Source organism: Aeromonas sp. 84A, from assembly GCF_051919345.1.
GTDB classification, from domain to species: domain Bacteria; phylum Pseudomonadota; class Gammaproteobacteria; order Enterobacterales; family Aeromonadaceae; genus Aeromonas; species Aeromonas veronii.
This window is the reverse complement of sequence record NZ_JBQBEW010000001.1, coordinates 4392293-4414365: the sequence shown is the minus strand read 5'-3', so window position 1 is coordinate 4414365 and position 22073 is coordinate 4392293. Positions and strand designations below refer to the sequence as shown.

The 22073-nt window shown below is 57.7% G+C and carries 23 protein-coding genes; 19 read left to right on the top strand and 4 right to left on the bottom strand.

All coding sequences use genetic code 11. The features are described from left to right. Nucleotides 1-41: 41 nt before the first annotated feature. Nucleotides 42-830, bottom strand: coding sequence for a cytochrome C assembly family protein (locus ACTG20_RS20010; protein ID WP_005340390.1), 789 nt, complete (start codon nucleotides 828-830; stop codon nucleotides 42-44). Between the two features lie 202 nt (nucleotides 831-1032). On the opposite strand from ACTG20_RS20010, the gene ffh reads away from it, so the two are divergent. The 5 genes from ffh to rplS all read left to right on the top strand — a co-directional run bounded on the left by ffh (nucleotide 1033) and on the right by rplS (nucleotide 4545). Continuing rightward, nucleotides 1033-2409, top strand: coding sequence for a signal recognition particle protein (gene ffh / locus ACTG20_RS20005; protein ID WP_005340391.1), 1377 nt, complete (start codon nucleotides 1033-1035; stop codon nucleotides 2407-2409). A gap of 177 nt (nucleotides 2410-2586) precedes the next feature. Next, entirely contained in the window at nucleotides 2587-2835 is a 249-nt protein-coding gene (rpsP, locus tag ACTG20_RS20000) for a 30S ribosomal protein S16 (RefSeq protein ID WP_005340392.1), read from the top strand. Between the two features lie 24 nt (nucleotides 2836-2859). Beyond that, nucleotides 2860-3381 carry a ribosome maturation factor RimM gene (gene rimM / locus ACTG20_RS19995; protein ID WP_005340394.1) on the top strand — a complete coding sequence of 174 codons (522 nt, stop codon included), beginning with the start codon at nucleotides 2860-2862 and terminating at the stop codon, nucleotides 3379-3381. Nucleotides 3382-3415: 34 nt separating this feature from the next. Next, nucleotides 3416-4165: a tRNA (guanosine(37)-N1)-methyltransferase TrmD gene (gene trmD / locus ACTG20_RS19990; RefSeq protein WP_005340400.1), complete on the top strand. Its 750-nt coding sequence runs from the start codon at nucleotides 3416-3418 to the stop codon at nucleotides 4163-4165. Between the two features lie 32 nt (nucleotides 4166-4197). Beyond that, a complete protein-coding gene (gene rplS / locus ACTG20_RS19985) occupies nucleotides 4198-4545 on the top strand; it encodes a 50S ribosomal protein L19 (RefSeq protein WP_005313505.1) in 348 nt (115 codons plus the stop codon). Between the two features lie 108 nt (nucleotides 4546-4653). Here rplS and ACTG20_RS19980 read toward each other — a convergent pair whose 3' ends face one another. Together ACTG20_RS19980 and mutH are read right to left on the bottom strand one after the other, a co-directional pair. Then, nucleotides 4654-4977 (bottom strand): isoamylase early set domain-containing protein, encoded by a 324-nt coding sequence (locus ACTG20_RS19980; RefSeq protein ID WP_005348910.1) that lies wholly within the window; start codon nucleotides 4975-4977, stop codon nucleotides 4654-4656. A gap of 80 nt (nucleotides 4978-5057) precedes the next feature. Further along, nucleotides 5058-5732 carry a DNA mismatch repair endonuclease MutH gene (mutH, locus tag ACTG20_RS19975; protein ID WP_042084339.1) on the bottom strand — a complete coding sequence of 225 codons (675 nt, stop codon included), beginning with the start codon at nucleotides 5730-5732 and terminating at the stop codon, nucleotides 5058-5060. Between the two features lie 733 nt (nucleotides 5733-6465). Here mutH and rppH point away from each other — a divergent pair. The 8 genes from rppH (at nucleotide 6466) to ACTG20_RS19935 (ending at nucleotide 14064) form a co-directional block, all read left to right on the top strand. After that, entirely contained in the window at nucleotides 6466-6993 is a 528-nt protein-coding gene (gene rppH, locus ACTG20_RS19970) for an RNA pyrophosphohydrolase (RefSeq protein WP_005340421.1), read from the top strand. Between the two features lie 14 nt (nucleotides 6994-7007). Then, nucleotides 7008-9287 (top strand): phosphoenolpyruvate--protein phosphotransferase, encoded by a 2280-nt coding sequence (gene ptsP, locus ACTG20_RS19965; protein ID WP_005348914.1) that lies wholly within the window; start codon nucleotides 7008-7010, stop codon nucleotides 9285-9287. Between the two features lie 67 nt (nucleotides 9288-9354). After that, nucleotides 9355-10179, top strand: a complete 825-nt coding sequence (gene lgt, locus ACTG20_RS19960; RefSeq protein WP_031227775.1) for a prolipoprotein diacylglyceryl transferase — start codon at nucleotides 9355-9357, stop codon at nucleotides 10177-10179. Beyond that, nucleotides 10179-10973, top strand: coding sequence for a thymidylate synthase (gene thyA / locus ACTG20_RS19955; RefSeq protein ID WP_019445582.1), 795 nt, complete (start codon nucleotides 10179-10181; stop codon nucleotides 10971-10973). Before lgt ends, thyA begins: the two co-directional genes overlap by 1 nt. A gap of 223 nt (nucleotides 10974-11196) precedes the next feature. Then, nucleotides 11197-12387, top strand: coding sequence for a Na+/H+ antiporter NhaA (gene nhaA / locus ACTG20_RS19950; protein ID WP_005348917.1), 1191 nt, complete (start codon nucleotides 11197-11199; stop codon nucleotides 12385-12387). Next, nucleotides 12384-12791: a hypothetical protein gene (locus ACTG20_RS19945; protein WP_019445581.1), complete on the top strand. Its 408-nt coding sequence runs from the start codon at nucleotides 12384-12386 to the stop codon at nucleotides 12789-12791. Before nhaA ends, ACTG20_RS19945 begins: the two co-directional genes overlap by 4 nt. Beyond that, on the top strand, nucleotides 12778-13710 hold the full coding sequence (gene nhaR, locus ACTG20_RS19940) for a transcriptional activator NhaR (RefSeq protein ID WP_005340434.1): 933 nt from the start codon (nucleotides 12778-12780) through the stop codon (nucleotides 13708-13710). Before ACTG20_RS19945 ends, nhaR begins: the two co-directional genes overlap by 14 nt. A gap of 51 nt (nucleotides 13711-13761) precedes the next feature. Then, nucleotides 13762-14064 (top strand): ArsR/SmtB family transcription factor, encoded by a 303-nt coding sequence (locus ACTG20_RS19935; RefSeq protein WP_013724128.1) that lies wholly within the window; start codon nucleotides 13762-13764, stop codon nucleotides 14062-14064. 49 nt (nucleotides 14065-14113) lie between these two features. Here ACTG20_RS19935 and rpsT read toward each other — a convergent pair whose 3' ends face one another. Then, nucleotides 14114-14377, bottom strand: a complete 264-nt coding sequence (gene rpsT / locus ACTG20_RS19930; protein WP_005308808.1) for a 30S ribosomal protein S20 — start codon at nucleotides 14375-14377, stop codon at nucleotides 14114-14116. 191 nt (nucleotides 14378-14568) lie between these two features. On the opposite strand from rpsT, the gene murJ reads away from it, so the two are divergent. From murJ to ispH, 6 genes are all read left to right on the top strand, one after another. Further along, entirely contained in the window at nucleotides 14569-16131 is a 1563-nt protein-coding gene (gene murJ / locus ACTG20_RS19925; protein ID WP_005348927.1) for a murein biosynthesis integral membrane protein MurJ, read from the top strand. A gap of 154 nt (nucleotides 16132-16285) precedes the next feature. After that, nucleotides 16286-17260 (top strand): bifunctional riboflavin kinase/FAD synthetase, encoded by a 975-nt coding sequence (gene ribF / locus ACTG20_RS19920; protein WP_019445579.1) that lies wholly within the window; start codon nucleotides 16286-16288, stop codon nucleotides 17258-17260. Continuing rightward, nucleotides 17260-20121: an isoleucine--tRNA ligase gene (gene ileS, locus ACTG20_RS19915; RefSeq protein ID WP_194495115.1), complete on the top strand. Its 2862-nt coding sequence runs from the start codon at nucleotides 17260-17262 to the stop codon at nucleotides 20119-20121. The genes ribF and ileS overlap by 1 nt, the downstream gene beginning before the upstream one ends. After that, nucleotides 20121-20618, top strand: a complete 498-nt coding sequence (gene lspA, locus ACTG20_RS19910) for a signal peptidase II (RefSeq protein ID WP_005340447.1) — start codon at nucleotides 20121-20123, stop codon at nucleotides 20616-20618. Before ileS ends, lspA begins: the two co-directional genes overlap by 1 nt. Further along, entirely contained in the window at nucleotides 20615-21067 is a 453-nt protein-coding gene (gene fkpB, locus ACTG20_RS19905; protein ID WP_005341354.1) for an FKBP-type peptidyl-prolyl cis-trans isomerase, read from the top strand. The genes lspA and fkpB overlap by 4 nt, the downstream gene beginning before the upstream one ends. Beyond that, nucleotides 21067-22002 carry a 4-hydroxy-3-methylbut-2-enyl diphosphate reductase gene (gene ispH / locus ACTG20_RS19900; protein ID WP_194495117.1) on the top strand — a complete coding sequence of 312 codons (936 nt, stop codon included), beginning with the start codon at nucleotides 21067-21069 and terminating at the stop codon, nucleotides 22000-22002. Before fkpB ends, ispH begins: the two co-directional genes overlap by 1 nt. Nucleotides 22003-22073 lie beyond the last annotated feature (71 nt).

The following is a 22073-nucleotide window of genomic DNA, read 5'->3' as shown; positions in this document are numbered from 1 at the left end:
AAGGGCTCCTGTTGGATGGTATGGCTAAAAGAGTATAGGTGTCAGCTCAATAGCACTTCTTTGACGAAGCGACTGCCAAAGTAGGCAAGAGTCAGGATGAAGCTGCCGATCAGACTGAGCGTGATGACTTTGCGGCCGCGCCAGCCATAGGTGTGATGACCCCACAGCAGCAACACGTAGACACACCATGCCAGGATGGAGAGCACTGCCTTGTGAGACTTGCCCTGGGCGAACATATCTTCGAGAAAGAAGAGGCCGGAGGCGATGGAGAGTGTCAGTAGCAGCACCCCTGCAGAGATCAACTGAAACAGCCGTTTCTCCACCGTCATCAGTGGCGGCATGGCTGGCAGGTTGCTGATTTTTCGAGATTTAAGCTGTTTGTCCAGACAGGCGAGCTGCAGCGCAAACAGACAGGCGATCATCAATACCGAGTAGGCCATCAGGGCGAGGCCGATGTGCAGCAACAGTTGGGGATGGGCCTCCAGATGAGTTATGTAGCGACCCGGGATCAAGGCGCTGGCAGCCAGCAGCAGGGCCGAGAAGCTGTAGACCACCGGCAGCAGGATCCAGCCGTTGAAGCGGCGGGTCACGCAGGTCATGAAGCAGCTGATGATGAGGCTGACCAGCGAGGCAACGTTGAGCATGCTCAGGTTCTGGCCGTAACTCTGCAATACCTCTGAACCGAGGGCGCTGGCATGGGCGATCAGGGCCAATCCGATACAGGCAAACAGGGAGCGCTGTCCCACCGGCTTGGCGCTCAGTAACAGATGCAGGGAGGCGATGATGGCCAGCAGATAAAACGCCAGGGCCAGAACAGAGATTACGATCATAACCAGGTCGTTGTTGCACAAGCTTTTGAGGGTAAGAGGGGCAGTATACCTTGCACGAGAAGTGCTCGCCAGTTGTGCAACGGCCGATCTGCCCATATATAGGGAGAAGGTCCCTGCTGCTGCGGTGCGGTGAATAATCGTCCTCGCGCCCGCTCTGGGTTATAATGCCCCCAATTTATTACGCCAAGAACCGGAATCCGTCATGTTTGAGAATTTGACTGAACGACTCTCGCGCACCTTGCGCAATGTCAGTGGCCGTGGTCGCCTGACCGAAGATAATATCAAGGAAACCCTGCGTGAAGTCCGCATGGCGCTGCTCGAGGCGGATGTCGCCCTGCCGGTCGTGCGTGATTTCGTGGCGCGTGTCAAAGAGCGCGCAGTCGGGCAGGAGGTGGCCAAATCCCTGAGCCCGGGCCAGGCATTCATCAAGATTGTGCACGGTGAACTGGTCACCGTAATGGGGGAGGCCAACGAACAGCTCAACCTGGCTGCCCAGCCGCCTGCGATCATCCTGATGGCCGGTCTGCAGGGTGCCGGTAAGACCACCACGGTTGGCAAACTGGCCAAGCTGCTCAAAGAGCGCAGCAAGAAGAAGGTGCTGGTGGTCAGTGCTGACGTTTATCGCCCTGCAGCGATCAAGCAACTGGAAACCCTGGCCAGCGACATCGGCGTCGACTTCTTCCCGAGCGATGCCAGCCAGAAGCCGGTCGATATCGCCACCGCCGCCATCGATCAGGCGCGCAAGAAATTCTATGACGTGGTGATCGTCGATACTGCCGGTCGTCTGCACGTCGATAGCGAGATGATGGCCGAGATCCAGGATCTGCATGCCACCATCAAGCCGGTCGAGACCCTGTTCGTGGTGGATGCCATGACCGGCCAGGATGCCGCCAACACCGCCAAGGCGTTCAATGAAGCGCTGCCGCTCACCGGTGTCATCCTCACTAAGGCGGATGGCGACGCCCGTGGTGGTGCCGCGCTGTCGGTACGTCACATCACCGGCAAGCCGGTCAAGTTTATCGGTATGGGTGAAAAGACCGATGCGCTGGAGCCGTTCCACCCGGATCGTCTCGCCTCCCGCATCCTCGGTATGGGCGATGTGCTCTCTCTTATCGAAGAGGTCGAGCGCAACGTCGATAAAGAGAAAGCGGCCAAGCTGGCCAGCAAGGTCAAGAGTGGCAAGGGTTTCGATCTGGAAGATTTCCGCGAGCAGCTGGCCCAGATGCGCAACATGGGCGGCATGATGGGGATGCTCGACAAGCTGCCCGGCATGTCCGGTCTGCCGGATAACGTGAAAGATCAGATGGATGACAAGCTCACCGTGCGGATGGAGGCCATCATCAGCTCCATGACGCCGAAAGAGCGCGCTCATCCTGATCTCATCAAGGGTTCCCGCAAACGCCGTATCGCCGCAGGCTCCGGCATGCAGGTGCAGGACGTGAACAAGCTGCTCAAGCAGTTCACCGAGATGCAGCGCATGATGAAGAAAATGTCCGGCAAGGGCGGCATGCGCAAGATGATGAGCCAGATGAAGAACATGATGCCCCCCGGTTTCGGTGGCGGTCGCGGCCCGTTCTGATCCGGCCTGCGTGTTGATGGGGGTCTGCAGTGGCAGGCCCCTTTTCATTGCCGCTCTGCGCAAAAAATGGCTGGCTTGGTTGCAATTATTACGAATCCAAGTAGAATTACGCGGCTTATTTTAAGCTAGGGTCCGCGTGTTTGCGGGCCTTGTTCATTAGATGTTAATGAGGACGATATGGTAACCATTCGTTTACAACGTGGTGGCGCGAAAAAGCGTCCGTTCTACCAGGTAGTAGTTTCTGACAGCCGTTGCGCCCGTGACGGTCGCTTCATCGAGCGCGTTGGTTTCTTCAACCCGGTTGCTGCTGGTCAAGCTGAAAAGCTGAACCTGGACCTGGCTCGTATCGAGCATTGGGTTGCTACTGGTGCCGCTGTTTCTGACCGCGTTGCCAAGCTGATCAAAGACGCTAAAAAAGCTGCTTAATCAGCCCAACGGTAAGGAGTTAAGGTGGAAAAACCTGTAGTTCTGGGCACCCTGGGTACCGTTTATGGCATCAAGGGCTGGCTTAAAGTGAACTCCTTCACCGATGTTGCCGAAGCGATTTTCGATTACAACCCCTGGCTGATTAATCAGAACGGGGCGTGGCGTGAAATTCGGGTTTCATCCTGGAAACGTCACAACAAGGGTCTGATCTGCAAACTCGATGGTATCGATGTGCGCGAAGATGCCCTGGCATTGACCAATGTCGAGATTGGCGTACCCGCCGATCTGTTGCCTGCGTTGCCTGAAGGTGAGTTCTACTGGCGTGACCTGATTGGTTGCTCCGTGGTGACCACCAAGGGATACGACCTGGGCAAGGTGACCGAATTGATGGAAACCGGCTCCAACGATGTGTTGGTGGTTGAGGCCAATGTAAAAGATGCCTTTGGTGCAAAGGAGCGGTTGATTCCGTTCCTGGAAGAGCAGGTGATCAAGAATATTGATCTGACTGCTCGAACAATCGAAGTTGATTGGGATCCTGGTTTCTAGTTTCCCGCGCTAACACGGGTGCCGGAGGTTTCTTATGTGGATTGGGGTCATTAGCCTCTTCCCTGAAATGTTCCGAGCCATTACCGAGCACGGGGTAACGGGTCGGGCCGTCAAGAGTGGCCTGCTGCAGATTGAGTGCTGGAACCCCCGGGAGTTTACCCACGATAAACACCGTACGGTCGATGATCGTCCTTATGGTGGTGGGCCCGGCATGTTAATGATGGTTCAGCCGCTGCGTGACGCGATTCATGCAGCCAAGCAAGCGGCGGGAGACGGGGCGAAAGTCATCTATCTCTCTCCTCAGGGACGCAAGCTGACTCAAGCGGGCGTAACCGAGTTGGCGACGAATCAGAAACTGATTCTGGTAGCCGGTCGATACGAAGGTATCGATGAACGCGTGATACAAACCGAAGTCGACGAAGAGTGGTCTATCGGGGATTACGTGTTAAGTGGTGGCGAGTTGCCTGCCATGACCCTGATCGATGCGGTTTCGCGTCTGGTCCCCGGGGTTTTGGGCGATCAGGCCAGTGCCGAGCAAGACTCCTTTACGGATGGCTTGCTGGATCATCCCCACTATACTCGGCCGGAGGTGTTGGATGGATTGGCGGTGCCCGAGGCGCTGACAAGCGGCAATCACGAAGTGATTCGACGCTGGCGTCTTAAGCAGTCGCTCGGACGAACCTGGCAAAGAAGGCCGGAACTTATTAACAACCTAGCTCTGACTGACGAGCAAGAATCACTTCTTGCCGAGTATGTCCGCGAAGTGCGTGACAGCGTTAAGTAGAGTTTTCAGTTTATCCTAGGTAAGGAAAGACAATGAGCAAGATTATTCAGCAGCTTGAACAAGAGCAACTGCGTACCGACATCCCGGCTTTTGCCCAGGGCGACACTGTACGTGTTCAAGTTCGTGTTAAAGAAGGTGGTAAAGAGCGTCTGCAGGCTTTCGAAGGCATCGTTATTGCCAAGCGTAACCGCGGTCTGCACTCTGCTTTCACCGTTCGCAAGATCTCCAACGGCGAAGGTGTTGAGCGTGTATTCCAGACTCACTCTCCGCTGATCCACAGTGTAGAACTGAAGCGTCGTGGTGATGTTCGCCGCGCCAAACTGTACTACCTGCGCAACCTGTCCGGCAAAGCTGCTCGTATCAAAGAGAAGCTCAACTAATTCGATTCGAATTGGTGTCGGTATGTCGGCAAATAGCTCGACAGGTAGTGAAAAGGCTCGCCAATGGCGAGCCTTTTTTGTATCCGTCTATTGGCTATCTGGGAGCCGTTACTGGATGACCCGAACTACCGAGTTGTCTCGCCCGAAGGGGCCTGGCACATAGTCGTCCGCTGCCCAGTCATTCTCGTAGAGGGTTTCCCCTGCCGGCGTGATGAGCTGGTAGCAATATTCGAAGTACCCCGGGCCGTCGGTCGGTAGATTGAGGGTGGCTTTGAACTCGCCGCTCTTCATGCGTTTAAGCTCGACCGGTTGCCACTGGGTAAACTCGCCGATCAGCATCACCTGTTCCGCCCCTGCAGCCGCCTCTTTCTCTACTGCAAAGGTCACCTTGACCTCGGGCTTGGACTTTAAAAACTGTTTGATCAGTGGCATGACGCCTCCTTGTCTGTGAGTTAAAAATGGCTCCTGTCTATTTTTATACCACCATATGACAAAGATGTTGATAAGGCAGATCAAGTCGGCAAGGCAAAATAGCGTTGCAGCAAACTGTGGGTAAAGTCGATCTTGAGATAGAAGCCGCGGGGCAGGGTCATGATGGGTTGACCATCGCGGCCGATGGCGCGAGTCAGCGCCTTGTTGTTGGCCGCCTTGGGTCGCAGTTGCATCACCTGGCCGTGGCGTGCGCTGATCTGCTCCACTTCTCCCAGCACTATCATGTCCATCAGCTCCTCCCAGTCCTGACGCAGTAGCCGATCTTCCTCTTCATTCGGGCTCCACATCAGCGGCATGCCGACTCGCCGCTCGCCAACCGGGATCTCCCGACTGCCTTCCACCGGGATCCAGAGCACCCGGGAGAGCTTGTTGCGTACGTTGGACTCCTCCCAGCGCTGGCCGCTGACGCCGATCAGCGGGGCGACGCAGACGAAGGTGGTCTCCAGCGGTTTGCCTTGAGGATCCACGGGGATCGTCTTGAGTTCGATCCCCAGCTCCGGGAAGTCCTGCTCCGGCTTGCTCCCTGCGCTGGCCCCCAGTTGCAGCTCGATCAACTGACCGACCCACCCCTTGTCACGGCGCAGGTCTTTGGGCACTGCGACACCAGCCTCGGCGGCCAGCTGCGCCAGCGTGAAGCCGGCCATGGCATAGGCGCGGCTCAATAACTCCTGCTCGGATTGGGGATTGCTTGGCATAGTTGGCTCCATCTTGCTCGCCATATTCTAACAGGGGAGGAGCCCGAGAAGGATCGCTGTTTTTATAACCGATCCTGAGTGGATAAGATCAAATGCAGAGAATTTGGGGGTTATCAGTTCATCATTATGATTTTAAAGAGTTTTGTCTGTTTTATCGAGCAGTAAGCCAGGTCTGGTTTGACCTCGAAATAGTTGTCCAAGGGTTTGTGCATGATGTTACACACAGTTATCCACAGAAATCTTGGATAAGTGGATGAAAGTGGTTGGAGTCGCTGATATGTTACAAAAAATTGTGAATGCCACCCCATTTTCACAGGGTAAACGGGGTAGATATTGTGCCACTCCTGTGGATAATTTCGCCGCGGTGGATCTTTGAGCAGTTGAACTTGTTCACAATCCGGATCATGGATCTGACTCTTGGGGGAACATGGATCTAGATCCAGTTGTTTTATCTCAAGCTTATAAAAGATAATGATTTTTTATATTTTATGTCGCGTGGTGATACGGAGAGGTACTTTTCGCGTACAGTTAAAAAGTACTGTATATACCCGTTTGCTAACAGCTTTATACACAGCCTGGGTGGGCAACTTGGGGGAGCGGATCCTTGGATTTGTTTATAAGTATGTTTGAAATTGAAAGTTATTCATGAAACAGGGGATTCACTCCTTGTTTGCTGCCACGGAGTGAATGTGGAACAATCTCCTTATAGATTCAGCCTTTATAAGGTGATCACGTGATTGATGGCGACGGATTTCGTCCCAATGTCGGTATCGTGATCTGTAACCGTGAAGGACAAGTGTTGTGGGCTAAACGCTATGGGCAGCACTCCTGGCAGTTTCCGCAGGGGGGGGTTGATGATGGTGAAACGCCAGAGCAGGCCATGTATCGAGAGCTGTATGAGGAGATTGGCCTCAAGCCCGAAGATGTGACCATCATGGCCACCAGTCGTAACTGGCTAAAGTACCGTTTACCCAAACGTCTTGTCCGCTGGGACAGTTCACCGGTCTGTATTGGCCAAAAACAAAAATGGTTCTTGTTACAGCTGAATTCGGGCAAGGAGTCGCGGATCCAGTTCGGCTGTCATGGCCATCCCGAATTTGACGACTGGCGTTGGGTCAGCTTCTGGTACCCAGTGCGTCAGGTCGTCTCGTTCAAGCGGGAGGTTTACCGCCGGGTCATGAAAGAGTTTGCCCCGCTGGCGATGCCAGTGCCGGCAGTGCAGGTCAACAAGAAGGATGGGCGACGCAATCGCGCCCGTTAAGGAGCACAGATTAGTTGTTAACGGAACTGAGACGTATCGTCGAGAGCATGGCCGAGGCCAATACCCTCGAGCAGGCCTTGCAGGCATTGGTGAGCCAGACCCGGCACGCCATGGCAGTGGACTGCTGCTCCGTCTATGTCTCGGAACCCGAGGTGCGCCGCTATCGCCTGGCGGCTACCGATGGCTTGGCCCCGTCCGCAGTCGGCAAGGTGACTCTGCCCTACGAGCAGGGCATAGTCGGTCTGGTGGGTCAGCGGGAAGAACTGATCAACCTGGCTGATGCCCCCGCGCATCCCAGCTTCAAATTCCTGCCCGATGTGGCCGAAGAGGCGTTCCGCTCCTTCCTCGGCGCACCCATCATGCATCAGCGTCAGGTGGTCGGCATTCTGGTGGTGCAGCAGAAGGAGAGTCGCCGCTTCGACGAGGGGGAAGAGTCCTTCATGGTCACCTTGGCGGCCCAGCTGGCGGCGCGGATCGCTCAGGCGCAGGCCAAGGGGTGGTTGCAGAAGACCGACTGGAGCAAGCCACTGCGTGGTATTGCCGGTGCCAGCGGCATCGCCATGGCCAAGGCCTGGGTGTGGCGGCCCCGCAAGGCGCTCTCGTCCATTACCCCGCGCAAGGATGAAGATCATGCCAGCCAGCTGGCGCGGCTGGAGCTGGCCGTGGAGGAGGTTCGTCACGATCTGGAGAGTCTGGCGCTGCGTTTTCGCGAGAGCTACAGCCAGGATTCGGTGGCGATCTTCGATATCTATCTCCATCTGCTCAGCGATCCCGGCTACATCAAGCCCATTCGCAACAAGGTGAGCAAGGAGCACTGGACTGCGGTCTCGGCGGTCAAGCTGATCAGTGATCGCTTGATCGAGCAGTTCAAGGGGATGAAGGATCCCTACCTGCAGGAGCGCTCCACCGACGTGAAGGATATCGCCCAGCGGCTGATCAGCCGACTGGTGCAGAATGAACCGGAGCATATCTCCATCGGCGAGCCGGTGGTGCTGGTCGCCGACGAGGTGACAGCCACCATTCTGGCGGAAGTGCCCCGCGAGTATCTGACCGGGGTGGTCTCGCTCAAGGGGGGGACCAACTCCCACGCCGCCATTCTGGCCCGCGCCATGGGGGTGGCTGCCATCATGGGGGTCGATCTGCCCCTCGGCGACATCGGTGGTCGCATGCTGGTCGTCGATGGCTACAGCGGCGATCTCTTCATCGAACCCAATCAGGTGATCCTGACCGAGTATCGTCAGCTGCTGAGCGAAGAGCGGGCGCTCGATACCCTGGTGCGCAGCGTCGACAACCTGCCATCCGAGACGGCCGACGGCACCAAGGTCTCCCTGTTGCTCAACGCCGGTCTCAGCGCCGATACCGAGATCTCCCTCAACCAGCTGGCGGACGGGGTCGGGCTCTATCGCACCGAGATCCCCTTCATGCTGCAGGAGAGCTTCCCCTCCGAGTGGGAGCAGACTGCCCGCTATCGCGGCATTCTGGAGACCTACCGCAACCGACCGGTCTGCATGCGGACGCTGGATGTGGGCGGTGACAAGCCGTTACCCTATTTCCCCATCGTCGAGGAAAACCCCTTCCTTGGTTGGCGGGGGATCCGGATCACCCTGGATCACCCCGAACTGTTTCTGGTGCAGCTCAAGGCGATGCTGAGGGCCAGCGAAGGGCTGGACAATCTGGCCATCATGCTGCCGATGATCAGCAGCGTCAGCGAAATCAAAGCCTCCCGTCGTCTGCTGGATCAGGCGTGGCGAGAGGTGTCGGAAGAGGCGGCGAGCCGCGATGCGGTGATCCGCTACCCTAGCCTCGGGGTGATGATCGAGGTGCCCTCAGCCCTCTTTATCTTGCCGGAAATGGCGCCGCTCATCGACTTTTGGTCGGTGGGCAGCAATGACCTGACCCAGTACCTGCTGGCAGTGGATCGCAACAACTCCCGGGTTGCCAACATCTACGATGCCTTCCATCCAGCGGTGATCCGCGCCCTGCAACAGCTGGTTGATGCCTCCCATCGCTACCAGAAGCCGGTGTCGGTGTGTGGCGAGCTGGCCGGTGATCCGGTCGGTGTATTGCTGCTGCTGGCCATGGGTTATCGCCGCTTCAGTATGAATACCCACAACATCGCCCGGATCAAGTACGTGCTGCGTCAATCCACCCTGAGCGAGTTGACCGAACTGATGGCCGATGGCCTCAAACATGACAATCCCCACGTGCTGCGCGGCCTGTTTGCCCGCTATCTGGAGGAGCATGGTTTGGGCGGTTTGCTGCGAGCCGGTCATAAATCGAAACAGAGTGATTGATAATCATGCCTTGTCCCTGCTGACGAATGATCGGAAAATGCGGCTTTTATTTTGACTGGGGCCGCATATGCAGCACGATGGATATTGGGTTTTCTCGCAGATTGATCCCGTAGCATTCAGTTTGGGACCACTATCGGTACGCTGGTATGGTCTCATGTACCTGTTCGGTTTTGCGTTTGCCATGTGGCTGGCTGGCCGTCGTGCCGATGCACCGAACAGCGGCTGGACCCGCAACGAGGTGTCGGATCTGCTGTTTTACGGTTTCCTCGGGGTGATCCTCGGTGGCCGTGTCGGTTACGTGCTGTTCTACAACTTCGATCTCTTCCTCGCGGATCCCACCTATCTGTTCAAGATCTGGACCGGCGGTATGTCGTTCCACGGTGGGTTGATCGGGGTGATCACCGCGATGATCTGGTTTGCCCACAAGACCAAGCGCCACTTCTTCACCGTGGCCGACTTTGTGGCACCGCTCATTCCGTTTGGTCTCGGCGTTGGCCGGATCGGCAACTTCCTCAACGGCGAGCTGTGGGGCCGGGTCACCGATGTGCCTTGGGCTATCATCTTCCCGGAGGCCGGCCCCGAGCCGCGTCATCCCTCCCAGCTTTACCAGTTCGCACTGGAAGGGGTGGTGCTGTTCATCATCCTCAACCTGTTCTGGCGCAAGAATCCGCCGCGCGGTGCCATCTCCGGCATGTTCCTGCTGTTCTACGGCCTGTTCCGCTTCCTGGTGGAGTTTGTGCGCCAGCCGGACAGCCAGCTCGGTCTCTACTTCCAGGAGATCAGCATGGGCCAGATCCTCTCCACCCCGATGATTATCGCCGGTGCCCTGATGATCTGGGCCGCCTACAAGCGTCCGCAGTTGTTCGGTAATGCCGTGAAGGAGGCGAAATAATGCGAGCTTATCTCGACCTGATGCAGAAAATCCTTGATGAGGGGACCGTCAAGTCTGACCGTACCGGCACCGGTACTGTCTCCCTGTTCGGCCATCAGATGCGCTTCAATCTGGCGGAAGGTTTCCCGCTGGTGACCACCAAGAAGTGCCACCTGCGCTCCATCATTCACGAGCTGCTCTGGTTCCTCAATGGCGATACCAATACCGCCTATCTGAAGGAAAATGGCGTCAGCATCTGGGATGAGTGGGCCGATGAGAATGGCGATCTGGGGCCGGTTTACGGCGCTCAGTGGCGCTCCTGGCCTGCGGCTGACGGGTCTGTCATCGACCAGATCCAGAAGGCGGTGGATGACATCAAGCACAACCCGGATTCGCGCCGCATCATCGTATCCGCCTGGAACGTGGGTGAACTGGACAAGATGGCGCTGGCTCCCTGCCACGCCTTCTTCCAGTTCTATGTGGCGGACGGCAAGCTCTCCTGCCAGCTCTACCAGCGCAGTTGCGATGTGTTCCTCGGCCTGCCGTTCAACATCGCCAGCTACGCCCTGCTGACCCACATGATGGCCCAGCAGTGCGATCTGGAAGTGGGTGACTTTGTCTGGACTGGCGGTGATGTGCATCTCTACTCCAACCACATGGAGCAGACAGCTCTGCAGCTCTCCCGCGAGCCGCGCCCGCTGCCGACCCTGGTGATCAAGCGCAAACCTGACTCCATCTTCGATTACAAGTTCGAGGATTTCGAGATCGAGGGTTATGATCCCCATCCCGGCATCAAGGCGCCCGTCGCCATCTGATAGCAAGGCGCCTCAGGGCGCCTTTTTTATGCAGTTAAATAATTGAAAATTCATTTTATTGACTAATAAGACGGTAGCCAGAGACGAGGAAAAACCTGCTTATAGCAGGTATGTTCTATTTTGCTTTCGGTTTTTTCGTTGTATTGAGCAGCAAGAAACGATTTTCCATTGGTTGTTGCAAGGGATAGACTCAAACCAAAGCAATACGGTGGAAAATTTAACCATGAGTGACGTAATCAAAAAGTTCCTGAAGCTGGAGGCCGCCTCCGGAATTATTCTGATCATGGCTGCCATGCTGGCAATGATTTTAGCCAATACCGCACTGGCTGGCGGGTATCAGGCGTTTCTCGACACGCCGGTGCAGGTGCGCATCGCGGCCCTCGACATCAACAAACCACTGCTGCTCTGGATCAACGATGGCTTTATGGCGATCTTCTTCCTGCTGGTTGGTCTGGAAGTGAAGCGTGAAATGCTGGAAGGGGCGCTCTCGACCCGGGTTCAGGCGACCTTCCCGGCTATCGCTGCGGTGGGCGGCATGCTGGCCCCGGCTTTGATCTACGCCTTTTTCAACTATTCGGATGAAGTGGCGCGTGCTGGCTGGGCGATCCCGGCTGCGACCGACATCGCCTTTGCCCTCGGGGTGATGGCGCTGCTCGGCAAGCGGGTGCCGGTGAGCCTCAAGGTATTCCTGTTGGCGCTGGCCATCATGGATGACCTCGGCGTCATCATCATCATCGCGCTTTTCTATACCCAGCAGTTGTCGCTTGAGGCGCTGGCTATCGGTATTCTGGCAACCCTCACCCTGCTTTGGATGAATCGCCGTGGTGAGGATCGGATCAGCCTCTACATGCTGGTCGGTCTGGTGCTCTGGGTGGCGGTGCTCAAGTCTGGTGTCCATGCGACGTTGGCCGGTGTGGTGGTGGGCTTTATGGTTCCGCTTAACGGCAAGCGTTACGCCTCGCCGCTCAAGTATCTGGAGCATCAACTGCACCCCTGGAGTGCCTATCTGATCCTGCCGCTGTTTGCCTTTGCCAACGCAGGGGTATCGCTGGAAGGGATTGGTCTCTCCTCCCTGCTGAGTCCGGTACCTATGGGGATCATGCTGGGGCTGTTTATCGGCAAGCCGCTCGGGGTGTTCACCATCAGCTGGCTGTCGGTCAAGCTGGGCATCGCCCAGTTGCCGCCCGGGGTCAACTTCAAGCAGATTTTTGCGGTCAGCATCCTCTGTGGCATCGGGTTCACCATGTCGATGTTTATCGCGTCGCTCGCCTTCGAGCACGGTGGGCTGGATTACGGCAGCTACTCTCGCCTCGGGATCCTGGTGGGCTCCACCATGGCGGCGGTAGTCGGCTATCTGGCCTTGCGCATGGCCCTTCCCAAGGGTGAAGGGGAACAGAGTACGGAGGGACTATGAAGCTGCATACAGGGTTGTTGATGCTGTTGTTGAGCCCCGCGGCATGGGCCGGCGGGCTGGAGGATTGCAAGCAGGACGCCGCTTCGGCGAACTGCTCTGCCTATCTGAACGGAGTGGTAGACAGTGCCCTGCTGCTGGGGGACAAGCAGGCCAAGGCGCGCTTTGGCGAAACCTTCTCCGAGCGGGCGCTGAGCAGCCGGGCTGGCGAGATGGTAAAGCGTTCCAACAAGCGTTATTGCGCTGACCGGATGCCTGACAAGGCACGCCTCAAGGCCAGTCTGATGGAGCAGTTTGGCGCGAACAAGGTTGACTCGGTTAGCGACATGTATGACATTCTGGCGGTTGAACTCAGCTGCTACCGGAGTCCGCGTCAAGCGGGAACCCCATCGGATGTCACACCTTAACTACAACCATCTCTACTATTTCTGGATGACTCAGAAGAAGGGCTCCGTTACCCAGGCAGCGGAAGCCCTTTTTTTGACCCCGCAGACGGTCACCGGCCAGATCAAGCTGCTGGAGCAGCGCCTCGGTGGCAAGCTGCTCAAACGCAAGGGGCGCTCCCTAGAGGCGACCGAGCTGGGCCAGCTGGTGTTTCGCTATGCCGACAAGATGTTCAGCCTCTCCTACGAGATGCTTGATATCGTCAACTACCGCAAGGAGAGCCAGATCCTGTTCGACGTCGGCATCGCCGATGCTCTCTCCAAGCGCCTTGCCAGCCGCGTGCTGCTCTCTGTCATCCCCAATGATGGTTCCATCCATCTGCGCTGTTTCGAATCGACCCACGAACTGCTGCTGGAGCAGCTGAGCGAACACAAGCTCGATATGATCCTCTCCGACTGTCCGGTGGACTCCAGCCAGCATGCAGGGCTGCTCTCCAAACGGCTGGGCGGCTGTGGCGTCAGCTTCTTCTGCAAGGCGCCGCTGCCTGAGAAGCCCTTTCCTGCCTGTCTGGAGGAGCGCAAGCTGCTGATCCCCGGTCGCCGTACCGCCATGGGGCGTCAGCTGACCCAGTGGTTCGAGCAGCAGGGTGTCTCCCCCAGCATTCTTGGCGAGTTTGATGATGCCGCCTTGATGAAGGCGTTTGGCTTCTTCAATCAGGGGATTTTCATGGCTCCCACCATCTATCGGGAGGAGATCCTCGAGGGGGAGGGGGTGATGCTGATCGGGGAAACCCAGGATCTGATGGAGGAGTATTACGTCATCTTCGCCGAGCGGATGATCCAGCATCCGGCGGTGAAGCGGGTCTGCGAGAGCGATTTTACCTTTCTCTTTTCCGGCCAGGAGAACTTCTCCGCCATCCAGCCGGCCACCCTGTCGTTTTAAAACGACCCGTCACCACGTATCATCGGCGATGAGTGGTAGAGGAGAGATGTGATGCAACTTGAAGAGATGGAAGCCAATGCGAGTAAAGCGGTGGCCTTGCTCAAGGCGCTGGCCAACGAGCGGCGGCTGTTTATTCTGTGCCAGTTGCTGGAGCGCGAACTGTCAGTGGGGGAGCTCAACGAGCGATTGGGACTGAGTCAGTCGGCCTTGTCACAGCATCTTGCGCTGCTGCGGCGGGATGAGCTGGTGACGACGCGCAAAGAGGCCCAGACGGTCTACTATTCGCTGCGCAGCCATGAGGTGCGTGAAATGATCAGTTTGCTGCATCGACTTTATTGCAGCGCAGATAAATAAAAAACCGGCACTAAGGCCGGTTTTTTCAGCTTTGATCAGCAGACGCTGATTAAGCCATAGCTTTGATCTGGGCAGACAGGCGGCTCTTGTGACGAGCAGCTTTGTTCTTGTGGATCAGGCCTTTGGTCGCCATACGATCCATGATCGGCTGAGCAACAGCGAAAGCGGCAGTCGCAGCAGCTTTGTCGCCAGAGGCGATAGCAGCAATGACTTTCTTCAGGTAGGTACGGGTCATGGAACGACGGCTGGCGTTGTGCTGACGGCGTTTTTCTGACTGAAGAGCGCGCTTCTTAGCAGATTTGATGTTAGCCAAGGTAAAACTCCTAAAACTGTCTTAGCGAGTGTATTGAAAAGGCCCGGAAATATGCCCTTCCAACCACATATTGTCAAATGATTTGTGCAAATAAACACCGCCTCCCGGTGGTGTGTCAGTAGGGAGACGGTTAAACTGTCGGCCGATTCTAGCAGCATTCTTTTCATTCTGACAGTTCCAGAGGCCTCGTCTTGAGTAAGAAATTGATCAAATCCGGCATGATAGTGTCCGGAATGACGCTGGCATCCCGCGTAATGGGCTTGGTTCGCGATGTGGTCATCGCAAATCTGCTCGGTGCCGGGGTGGCCGCCGACGTCTTCTTTTTTGCCAATCGCATTCCCAACTTTCTGCGTCGTCTGTTCGCCGAAGGTGCCTTCAACCAGGCCTTTGTTCCCGTGATGACGGAGTACAAGAAAAATGGCGACGAGGGGGAAGTGCGTGAATTGCTGGCGGCGGTGGCGGGCACGCTGGGGGGGATAGTGACTGTGGTCACCCTGCTCGGTGTGCTGGGGTCGGGGGTGCTGACCGCGCTGTTTGGCTGGGGCTGGTTCTGGGACTGGCTGCATGGCGGCCCTGCGGCCGAGAAGTTCGAGCTCGCCAGTCTGATGCTCAAAATCACCTTCCCCTACCTCTGGTTTATCACTTTTACCGCCATGGCGGGGGCCATCCTCAATACCTTCGGCCGCTTTGCGGTCTCGTCGTTTACGCCGGTGTTTCTCAACATCACCATGATTGCGGCGGCCTGGTGGATTGCGCCGCTGATGGACAAACCTGAGATCTCGCTGGCAATTGGTGTCTTTTTGGGCGGTTTGGTGCAGTTTCTGTTCCAGTACCCCTTTTTGCGCCAAATCAACATGCTGGTATGGCCCAAGTGGGGATGGAATCACCCTGGGGTGGTGAAGATCCGCACCCTGATGATCCCCGCCCTGTTCGGGGTTTCGGTCAGCCAGATCAATCTGCTGGTCAACACCATGCTGGCTTCTTTCCTGGCGACCGGTGCCATTAGTTACCTCTACTACTCGGATCGCCTGCTGGAGTTCCCCCTCGGTCTGTTTGCGGTGGCCATCAGTACCGTGATCCTGCCAGCGCTGGCCAAGAAGCATGTGGATGCAGACCCTGCCGACTTCTCCCGCACCATGGATTGGGGGGTACGGATGGTGATGCTGCTCGGTCTGCCCGCCATGATAGGCATTGCGGTGATGCGCGAGCCCATTTTGCGGGTGCTGTTCATGCGCGGCGAGTTCGGTCTGCATGAAGTGAGCATGTCGAGCGCCAGTCTGTTGGCCTCTACTACCGGTCTGCTCTCCCTGATGCTGATCAAGGTACTGGCGCCCGGTTACTACGCCCGTCAGGACACCAAGACGCCGGTGCGGATCGGGGTGATGTCGATGATTGCCAACATGGTCTGCAACCTCATCTTCATCTACCCGCTCGGTTACGTGGGGCTGGCGCTCTCGACCGCCTGCTCGGGCACTCTGAATGCGGCCTTGCTGTTCAAGGGGCTGTACCAGCAGAGCGTCTATCGTCCCTCCCGCCATACTGGCGTGTTCTGCCTCAAGCTGCTGGTCGCCAGCGTGCTGATGGGGGGTGTGCTCGCCTATCTGTCGCCAGATTTGGCCCAGTGGGGCGCATGGAGCATGGGCAAGGCCAGTTTGCAGCTGACCATGCTGCTGTCGCTGGGGGCTGCGGTCTATGCCGTGGTGTTGCTGCTGCTGGGCATTCGGCCGCGTCACCTTAAATCGGGGCAGCAGTAGTCGTGATCCTGCGGTGCCATGGGGATAGTGCCTCATGACGCCGCAGGGGGCGTGATTGGGCCCGGATAGTTGAAATCAGGCTATGAGGGCTGACCCTGCCTGCTGCCTGATATATAATCCGCCGATTTCCATGGCAGCAACGCACAAGGCACTGATGGAGCTTATTCGCGGCATTCACAATCTCAAGCCCCGTCACCGGGGATGTGTATTAACCATTGGCAACTTTGATGGGGTTCATCAGGGTCACCATGCGGTATTGGCACGTCTCAAGGAGAAAGCGGCCCAGCTGGGATTGCCCGCCTGCGTCATGCTGTTCGAACCGCAGCCGCTGGAGCTGTTTGCCGGCACGGCAGCGCCCGCCCGGCTGAGCCGGTTGCGGGAAAAGTACGAAGCACTGCAGGGGCTGCATATCGATCGCATGCTCTGCGTGCGCTTTAGCCACCGCTTTGCCGAGCAGGCAGCCTCGACCTTCATCGAGCAGTTGCTGGTGGAAAAGCTCGGGGTGCGCTACCTGGTGGTCGGCGACGATTTTCGCTTCGGCAAGGGGCGGGAAGGTGACTTTCACCTGCTGGAGGAGGCGGGCCATCGCTTCGGCTTCGAGGTGATCAGTACCCAGAGCTTCCAGCTCGAACGGCAGCGGGTCAGCAGCACCCTGGTGCGTGAAGCACTCAAGGCGGGCCGGATGGCGGAGGTGGAGCTGATGCTTGGCCGTCCCTATACCATCAGCGGCCGGGTGGCCCACGGCGACAAGTTGGGGCGCACCATAGGTTTTCCTACCGCCAATCTGGCCCTCAAGCGTCAGGTGATCCCGGTCGGTGGCGTGTTTGCGGTGGAAGTGATATGTTCCGGCAAGACCTTCCCCGGTGTCGCCAATGTGGGTGTACGGCCGACCTTGAGCGGCACACAAGCCAGATTGGAAGTACATCTATTTGATTTTTCTGGTGATCTATATGGTCAGCAGGTCAAGGTGCTGCTTCGCCACAAGCTGCGCGAAGAGCAGAAGTTTGCCTCTTTCACTGCCTTGAAAGAGCAGATCGAACGAGATGCCCTGGCGGCCCGAGCCTGGTTCGGGCTGCCACAATTCAATTTACCCAGCACTCTTTTAGAAAAGAAGGGAACCCAGGACTGATGAGCGACTATAAACACACCCTGAATCTTCCGGAAACCGAGTTTCCGATGCGTGGCGATCTGGCCAAGCGCGAACCCAACATGCTGAAACGTTGGTACGATCAGGATCTCTACGGCGCTATTCGCCGCGCCAAAGCGGGCAAGCCTTCTTTCATTCTGCATGATGGCCCCCCCTATGCGAACGGCAACATTCACATCGGTCACTCGGTCAACAAGATCCTCAAAGACATCATCATCAAGTCCAAGGGCCTCTCCGGTTTCGATTCCCCCTATGTGCCGGGTTGGGATTGCCACGGTCTGCCTATCGAACTGAAAGTAGAAGGCATGGTCGGCAAGCCGGGCGAGAAGGTTTCTGCTGCCGAATTCCGCGCCGAATGCCGCAAATACGCCAAGACCCAGATCGAAGCGCAGAAGACCGACTTCATCCGTCTGGGTGTGCTGGGCGACTGGGAACACCCCTACCTGACCATGGATTTTGGCACCGAAGCCAACATCATCCGCTCCATGGCCAAGATCGTTGAAAACGGCCACTTGCACAAAGGCTCCAAGCCGGTGCACTGGTGTACCGATTGCGGCTCCGCGCTGGCTGAAGCCGAGGTGGAGTACTACGACAAGAACTCTCCCTCCATCGATGTGCGCTTCAAGGCCGTCGATGAGGCGACCGTTACCGCCAAGTTTGACTGCGCCGAAGGCCACACCGGCAAGGGCCCGATCTCTGCGGTGATCTGGACCACAACTCCGTGGACCCTGCCAGCCAACCGCGCCATCGCCATGCACGCCGACCTCGACTATGCGCTAGTGCAAGTTGAAGGGGAGAACCCCGAGCGTCTGATCCTGGCCGCAGAGCTGGTCAAGGACGTCATGGATCGCGCCGGTATCGAGAAGTTCCACAATCTGGGCTATGCCAAGGGTGCCGCGCTCGAGCTGCTGCGCTTCAACCACCCCTTCTACAGCTTCGATGTACCTGTGGTACTGGGTGACCACGTCACCCTGGATGCCGGTACCGGTGCCGTTCACACCGCCCCTGGCCACGGTCAGGAAGACTTCGTGGTCGGCCAGAAGTACGGTTTGGAAGTGGCCAACCCGGTTGGCAGCAACGGTGTTTACCTGCCGGATACCGAACTGTTTGCCGGCCAGCATGTGTTCAAGGCCAATGCCTCCGTGATCGAAGTGCTGACCGAGCGCGGCGCCCTGCTGCACCACAAGGTGTTCAACCACTCCTATCCGCACTGCTGGCGTCACAAGACCCCGATCATCTTCCGTGCCACCCCGCAGTGGTTCATCAGCATGGAGCAGAAGGGTCTGCGCAAGCGCGCACTGGAGGAGATCGAGCGCATCGAGAAGGACGGTATTGCCCAGCAAGGCCAGAGCGGCTGGGTACCGGCTTGGGGTAAAAACCGCATTCAGGCGATGGTCGAGAACCGTCCTGACTGGTGTATCTCCCGTCAGCGTACCTGGGGTGTGCCCATCTCCCTGTTCGTCCACAAAGAGACCCAGGAACTACACCCGGAATCCGTGCGCCTGATGCACGAAGTGGCCAAGCGGGTCGAGCAGTCCGGCATTCAGGCATGGTGGGATCTGGACAAGGCCGAGCTGCTGGGTGCCGATGCCGACATGTACGACAAGGTGCCTGACACTCTGGATGTCTGGTTTGACTCCGGTTCTACCCACGCTTCCGTGGTTGATGCCCGTCCCGAGTTCAACGGCAAGCCGGCCGACATGTATCTGGAAGGTTCTGACCAGCACCGTGGCTGGTTCATGTCCTCCCTGATGATCGGCGTGGCCATGAAAGACAAGGCTCCCTACAACCAGGTGCTGACTCACGGCTTCACCGTGGATGGTCAGGGTCGCAAGATGTCCAAGTCCATCGGCAACGTGGTGAGCCCGCAGGATGTAATGAACAAGCTGGGTGCCGACATCCTGCGTCTGTGGGTAGCGAGCACTGACTACACCGGCGAGATGACTGTCTCCGACGAGATCCTCAAGCGCTCTGCCGATGCTTATCGTCGTATTCGCAACACTGCCCGCTTCCTGCTGGCCAACCTGAACGGCTTCAATCCGGCGACCGACATGGTGGCACCTGTCGACATGGTGGTGGTGGATCGCTGGGCTGTGGGTCGTGCCAAAGCGGTACAGGCCGAGATCATGGCGGCGTTCGACGAGTACAACTTCCACGGTGTAACCCAGAAGCTGATGCAGTTCTGCTCCATCGAGATGGGCTCCTTCTATCTGGACGTCATCAAGGATCGTCAGTACACCGCCAAGGCTGACAGCCTGGCCCGTCGCTCCTGCCAGACCGCCCTCTATCACATTGCCGAGGCCATGGTGCGCTGGATGGCGCCGATCATGAGCTTCACCGCCGATGAAATCTGGGCCCTGCTGCCGGGTGAGCGCGGCGAGTTCGTCTTCACCGAAGAGTGGTACGACGGCCTGTTCGGGCTGGAAGCGGGTGAAACTCTCAACGACGAGTTCTGGGCCGAGATCCTCACCGTGCGCGGTGAAGTGAACAAAGCGCTGGAAGTGGCTCGTGGTGAGAAGCGTATCGGCGGTTCCCTACAGGCCGAACTGACCCTGTTCGCCAAGCCGGAGCTGGCCGCTCGTCTTAACGCGCTGGCCGATGAGCTGCGCTTCGTGCTGCTCACCTCCAAAGCCAAGGTTGTGGAGGCTGACACTGCGCCGGAAGGCTCTGTGGCGACCGAGCGTGATGACCTGTGGTTGAGCGTGGCCCAGTCTGCTGCCGCCAAGTGCGACCGCTGCTGGCACCATGTCGAAGATGTGGGCACCATCGCGGGTCACGAAGAGATCTGTGGTCGCTGTGTGACCAACGTTGAGGGTGACGGCGAAACTCGTCAATTTGCCTGATGAACATGACTCAACATAAAAGCGGCCTGCGTTGGCTGTGGCTGGCAGTGCTGGCCTTTGTACTGGACCAGGCGAGCAAGCTCGCCGTGGTCAAGTTGCTGCCATTTGGTTACCCGGGGGTGGAGATCACCCCCTTCTTCAATCTGGTGCATGTCTACAACAAGGGCGCCGCATTCAGCTTTCTGGCTGATCAGGGGGGCTGGCAGCGCTGGTTCTTCGCGGTGCTGGCTTTTGCCATCTGTGGATTGCTGATCCACTGGCTGCGCAAGCAGTCGGTGACCCAGCGTTGGAGCGGTATCGCCTATTCACTCATCATCGGCGGCGCCCTTGGTAACGTCTTTGATCGACTGGTGCTGGGCCATGTGGTCGATTTCCTCGACTTCTACTGGCAGCGTGCGCACTGGCCGGCATTCAATCTGGCCGACAGCTTTATCTTTATCGGGGCCGCCATGATCGTGCTGGACGGTTTCCGTGGTGAGAAAAAGGAGCAGGCATGAGCCAGCAGATCACCGCTAACAGCAGCGTGCTGTTCCACTTCTCCATCAAGCTGGAAGATGGCTCGGTTGCCGACAGCACGGCGCTGCACGGCAAACCTGCCCGCCTGCGGATGGGCGATGGCAGCCTGACCCCCACCTTCGAGCAGTGTCTGCTGGGGCTGAGCGAAGGGGAGAGTAAGAGTTTTACTCTGGCGCCGGAAGAGGCCTTTGGTCTCTCCAATCCCGACAATATCTACCATCTCGACCGTGCCAAATTTGGCGCCGATGTGGAGCCAAAAGTCGGCACCATCATCCTGTTCGATCAGCCCAATGGCAGCGAGCTGCCGGGCATCATCCGGGCGGTAGCCGGGATGTCGGTCACGGTCGATTTCAACCACCCGCTGGCCGGTCATACCGTCACCTTCGAGGTGGAGATCCTGGGCGTTGATGATGAGGAGAAGGTGCATTAATGGATATTCTGCTCGCTAACCCTCGCGGTTTTTGCGCCGGTGTCGATCGCGCCATCAGTATTGTCGAGAGCGCGCTGGAGAAGTTCGGTGCCCCCATCTATGTCCGCCACGAAGTGGTGCATAACCGGTATGTGGTGAACAAGTTGAAAGATGCGGGCGCTGTCTTCGTCGAGGAGCTGGACGAGGTGCCGGACGACAGCATCGTCATCTTCTCTGCTCACGGCGTGGCCAAGACAGTGCGCGAGATGGCAAAGTCCCGCGCCCTCAAGGTATTTGATGCCACCTGTCCGCTAGTGACCAAGGTTCACATGGAAGTCCATCGCGCCAGCCGCAAGGGCTCCGAGGCTGTGCTCATCGGCCACGCCGGTCACCCCGAGGTGATCGGGACCATGGGGCAGTACGAGAATCGCGAAGGCGGCATGTATCTGGTAGAAACACCGGAAGATGTGGCCAAGCTCAAGGTAAAGAATCCGGATGACCTCTGCTTCGTCACCCAGACCACCCTGAGCGTGGATGAGACCTCTGACGTCATCGATGCGCTGCGCAAGCACTTCCCCAAGATCCAGGGGCCGCGCAAGGACGATATCTGCTACGCCACCCAAAACCGTCAGGATGCGGTGCGGGAGATGGCGGGGCTGGTGGACGCCATGCTGGTGGTGGGGTCTCGCAACTCCTCCAACTCCAACCGTCTGCGCGAGCTGGCCGAGAAGGTGGGCGCCAAAGCCTACCTCATCGACGATGCGTCGATGATTGAGACGAGCTGGCTGGAAGGGGTGAAGACGATCGGCGTCACTGCTGGCGCATCCGCCCCCGAGGTGCTGGTGCAAAACGTGATTGCCCGCCTGCGGGAGCTGGGTGGCAAGGTGGTTGCCGAGCATCCTGGCCGTGAAGAGAACGTAGTCTTTGAGGTGCCTCCCGAACTTAGAATAATTTGAGTGCAGCCAGGAAGGCTTAAGAATAAAGTGTGTTGATAATGACGCCGGGTTTGTTCTAGTGACAGGCTCGG

Coding starts and splice junctions, on each gene's coding strand:
- ACTG20_RS20010 (WP_005340390.1), bottom strand. CDS start 830: ATGATCGTAATCTCTGTTCTGGCCCTGGCGTTTTATCTGCTGGCCATC.
- ffh (WP_005340391.1), top strand. CDS start 1,033: ATGTTTGAGAATTTGACTGAACGACTCTCGCGCACCTTGCGCAATGTC.
- rpsP (WP_005340392.1), top strand. CDS start 2,587: ATGGTAACCATTCGTTTACAACGTGGTGGCGCGAAAAAGCGTCCGTTC.
- trmD (WP_005340400.1), top strand. CDS start 3,416: ATGTGGATTGGGGTCATTAGCCTCTTCCCTGAAATGTTCCGAGCCATT.
- rplS (WP_005313505.1), top strand. CDS start 4,198: ATGAGCAAGATTATTCAGCAGCTTGAACAAGAGCAACTGCGTACCGAC.
- ACTG20_RS19980 (WP_005348910.1), bottom strand. CDS start 4,977: ATGCCACTGATCAAACAGTTTTTAAAGTCCAAGCCCGAGGTCAAGGTG.
- mutH (WP_042084339.1), bottom strand. CDS start 5,732: ATGCCAAGCAATCCCCAATCCGAGCAGGAGTTATTGAGCCGCGCCTAT.
- lgt (WP_031227775.1), top strand. CDS start 9,355: ATGCAGCACGATGGATATTGGGTTTTCTCGCAGATTGATCCCGTAGCA.
- thyA (WP_019445582.1), top strand. CDS start 10,179: ATGCGAGCTTATCTCGACCTGATGCAGAAAATCCTTGATGAGGGGACC.
- nhaA (WP_005348917.1), top strand. CDS start 11,197: ATGAGTGACGTAATCAAAAAGTTCCTGAAGCTGGAGGCCGCCTCCGGA.
- ACTG20_RS19945 (WP_019445581.1), top strand. CDS start 12,384: ATGAAGCTGCATACAGGGTTGTTGATGCTGTTGTTGAGCCCCGCGGCA.
- nhaR (WP_005340434.1), top strand. CDS start 12,778: ATGTCACACCTTAACTACAACCATCTCTACTATTTCTGGATGACTCAG.
- ACTG20_RS19935 (WP_013724128.1), top strand. CDS start 13,762: ATGCAACTTGAAGAGATGGAAGCCAATGCGAGTAAAGCGGTGGCCTTG.
- ribF (WP_019445579.1), top strand. CDS start 16,286: ATGGAGCTTATTCGCGGCATTCACAATCTCAAGCCCCGTCACCGGGGA.
- ileS (WP_194495115.1), top strand. CDS start 17,260: ATGAGCGACTATAAACACACCCTGAATCTTCCGGAAACCGAGTTTCCG.
- lspA (WP_005340447.1), top strand. CDS start 20,121: ATGAACATGACTCAACATAAAAGCGGCCTGCGTTGGCTGTGGCTGGCA.
- fkpB (WP_005341354.1), top strand. CDS start 20,615: ATGAGCCAGCAGATCACCGCTAACAGCAGCGTGCTGTTCCACTTCTCC.
- ispH (WP_194495117.1), top strand. CDS start 21,067: ATGGATATTCTGCTCGCTAACCCTCGCGGTTTTTGCGCCGGTGTCGAT.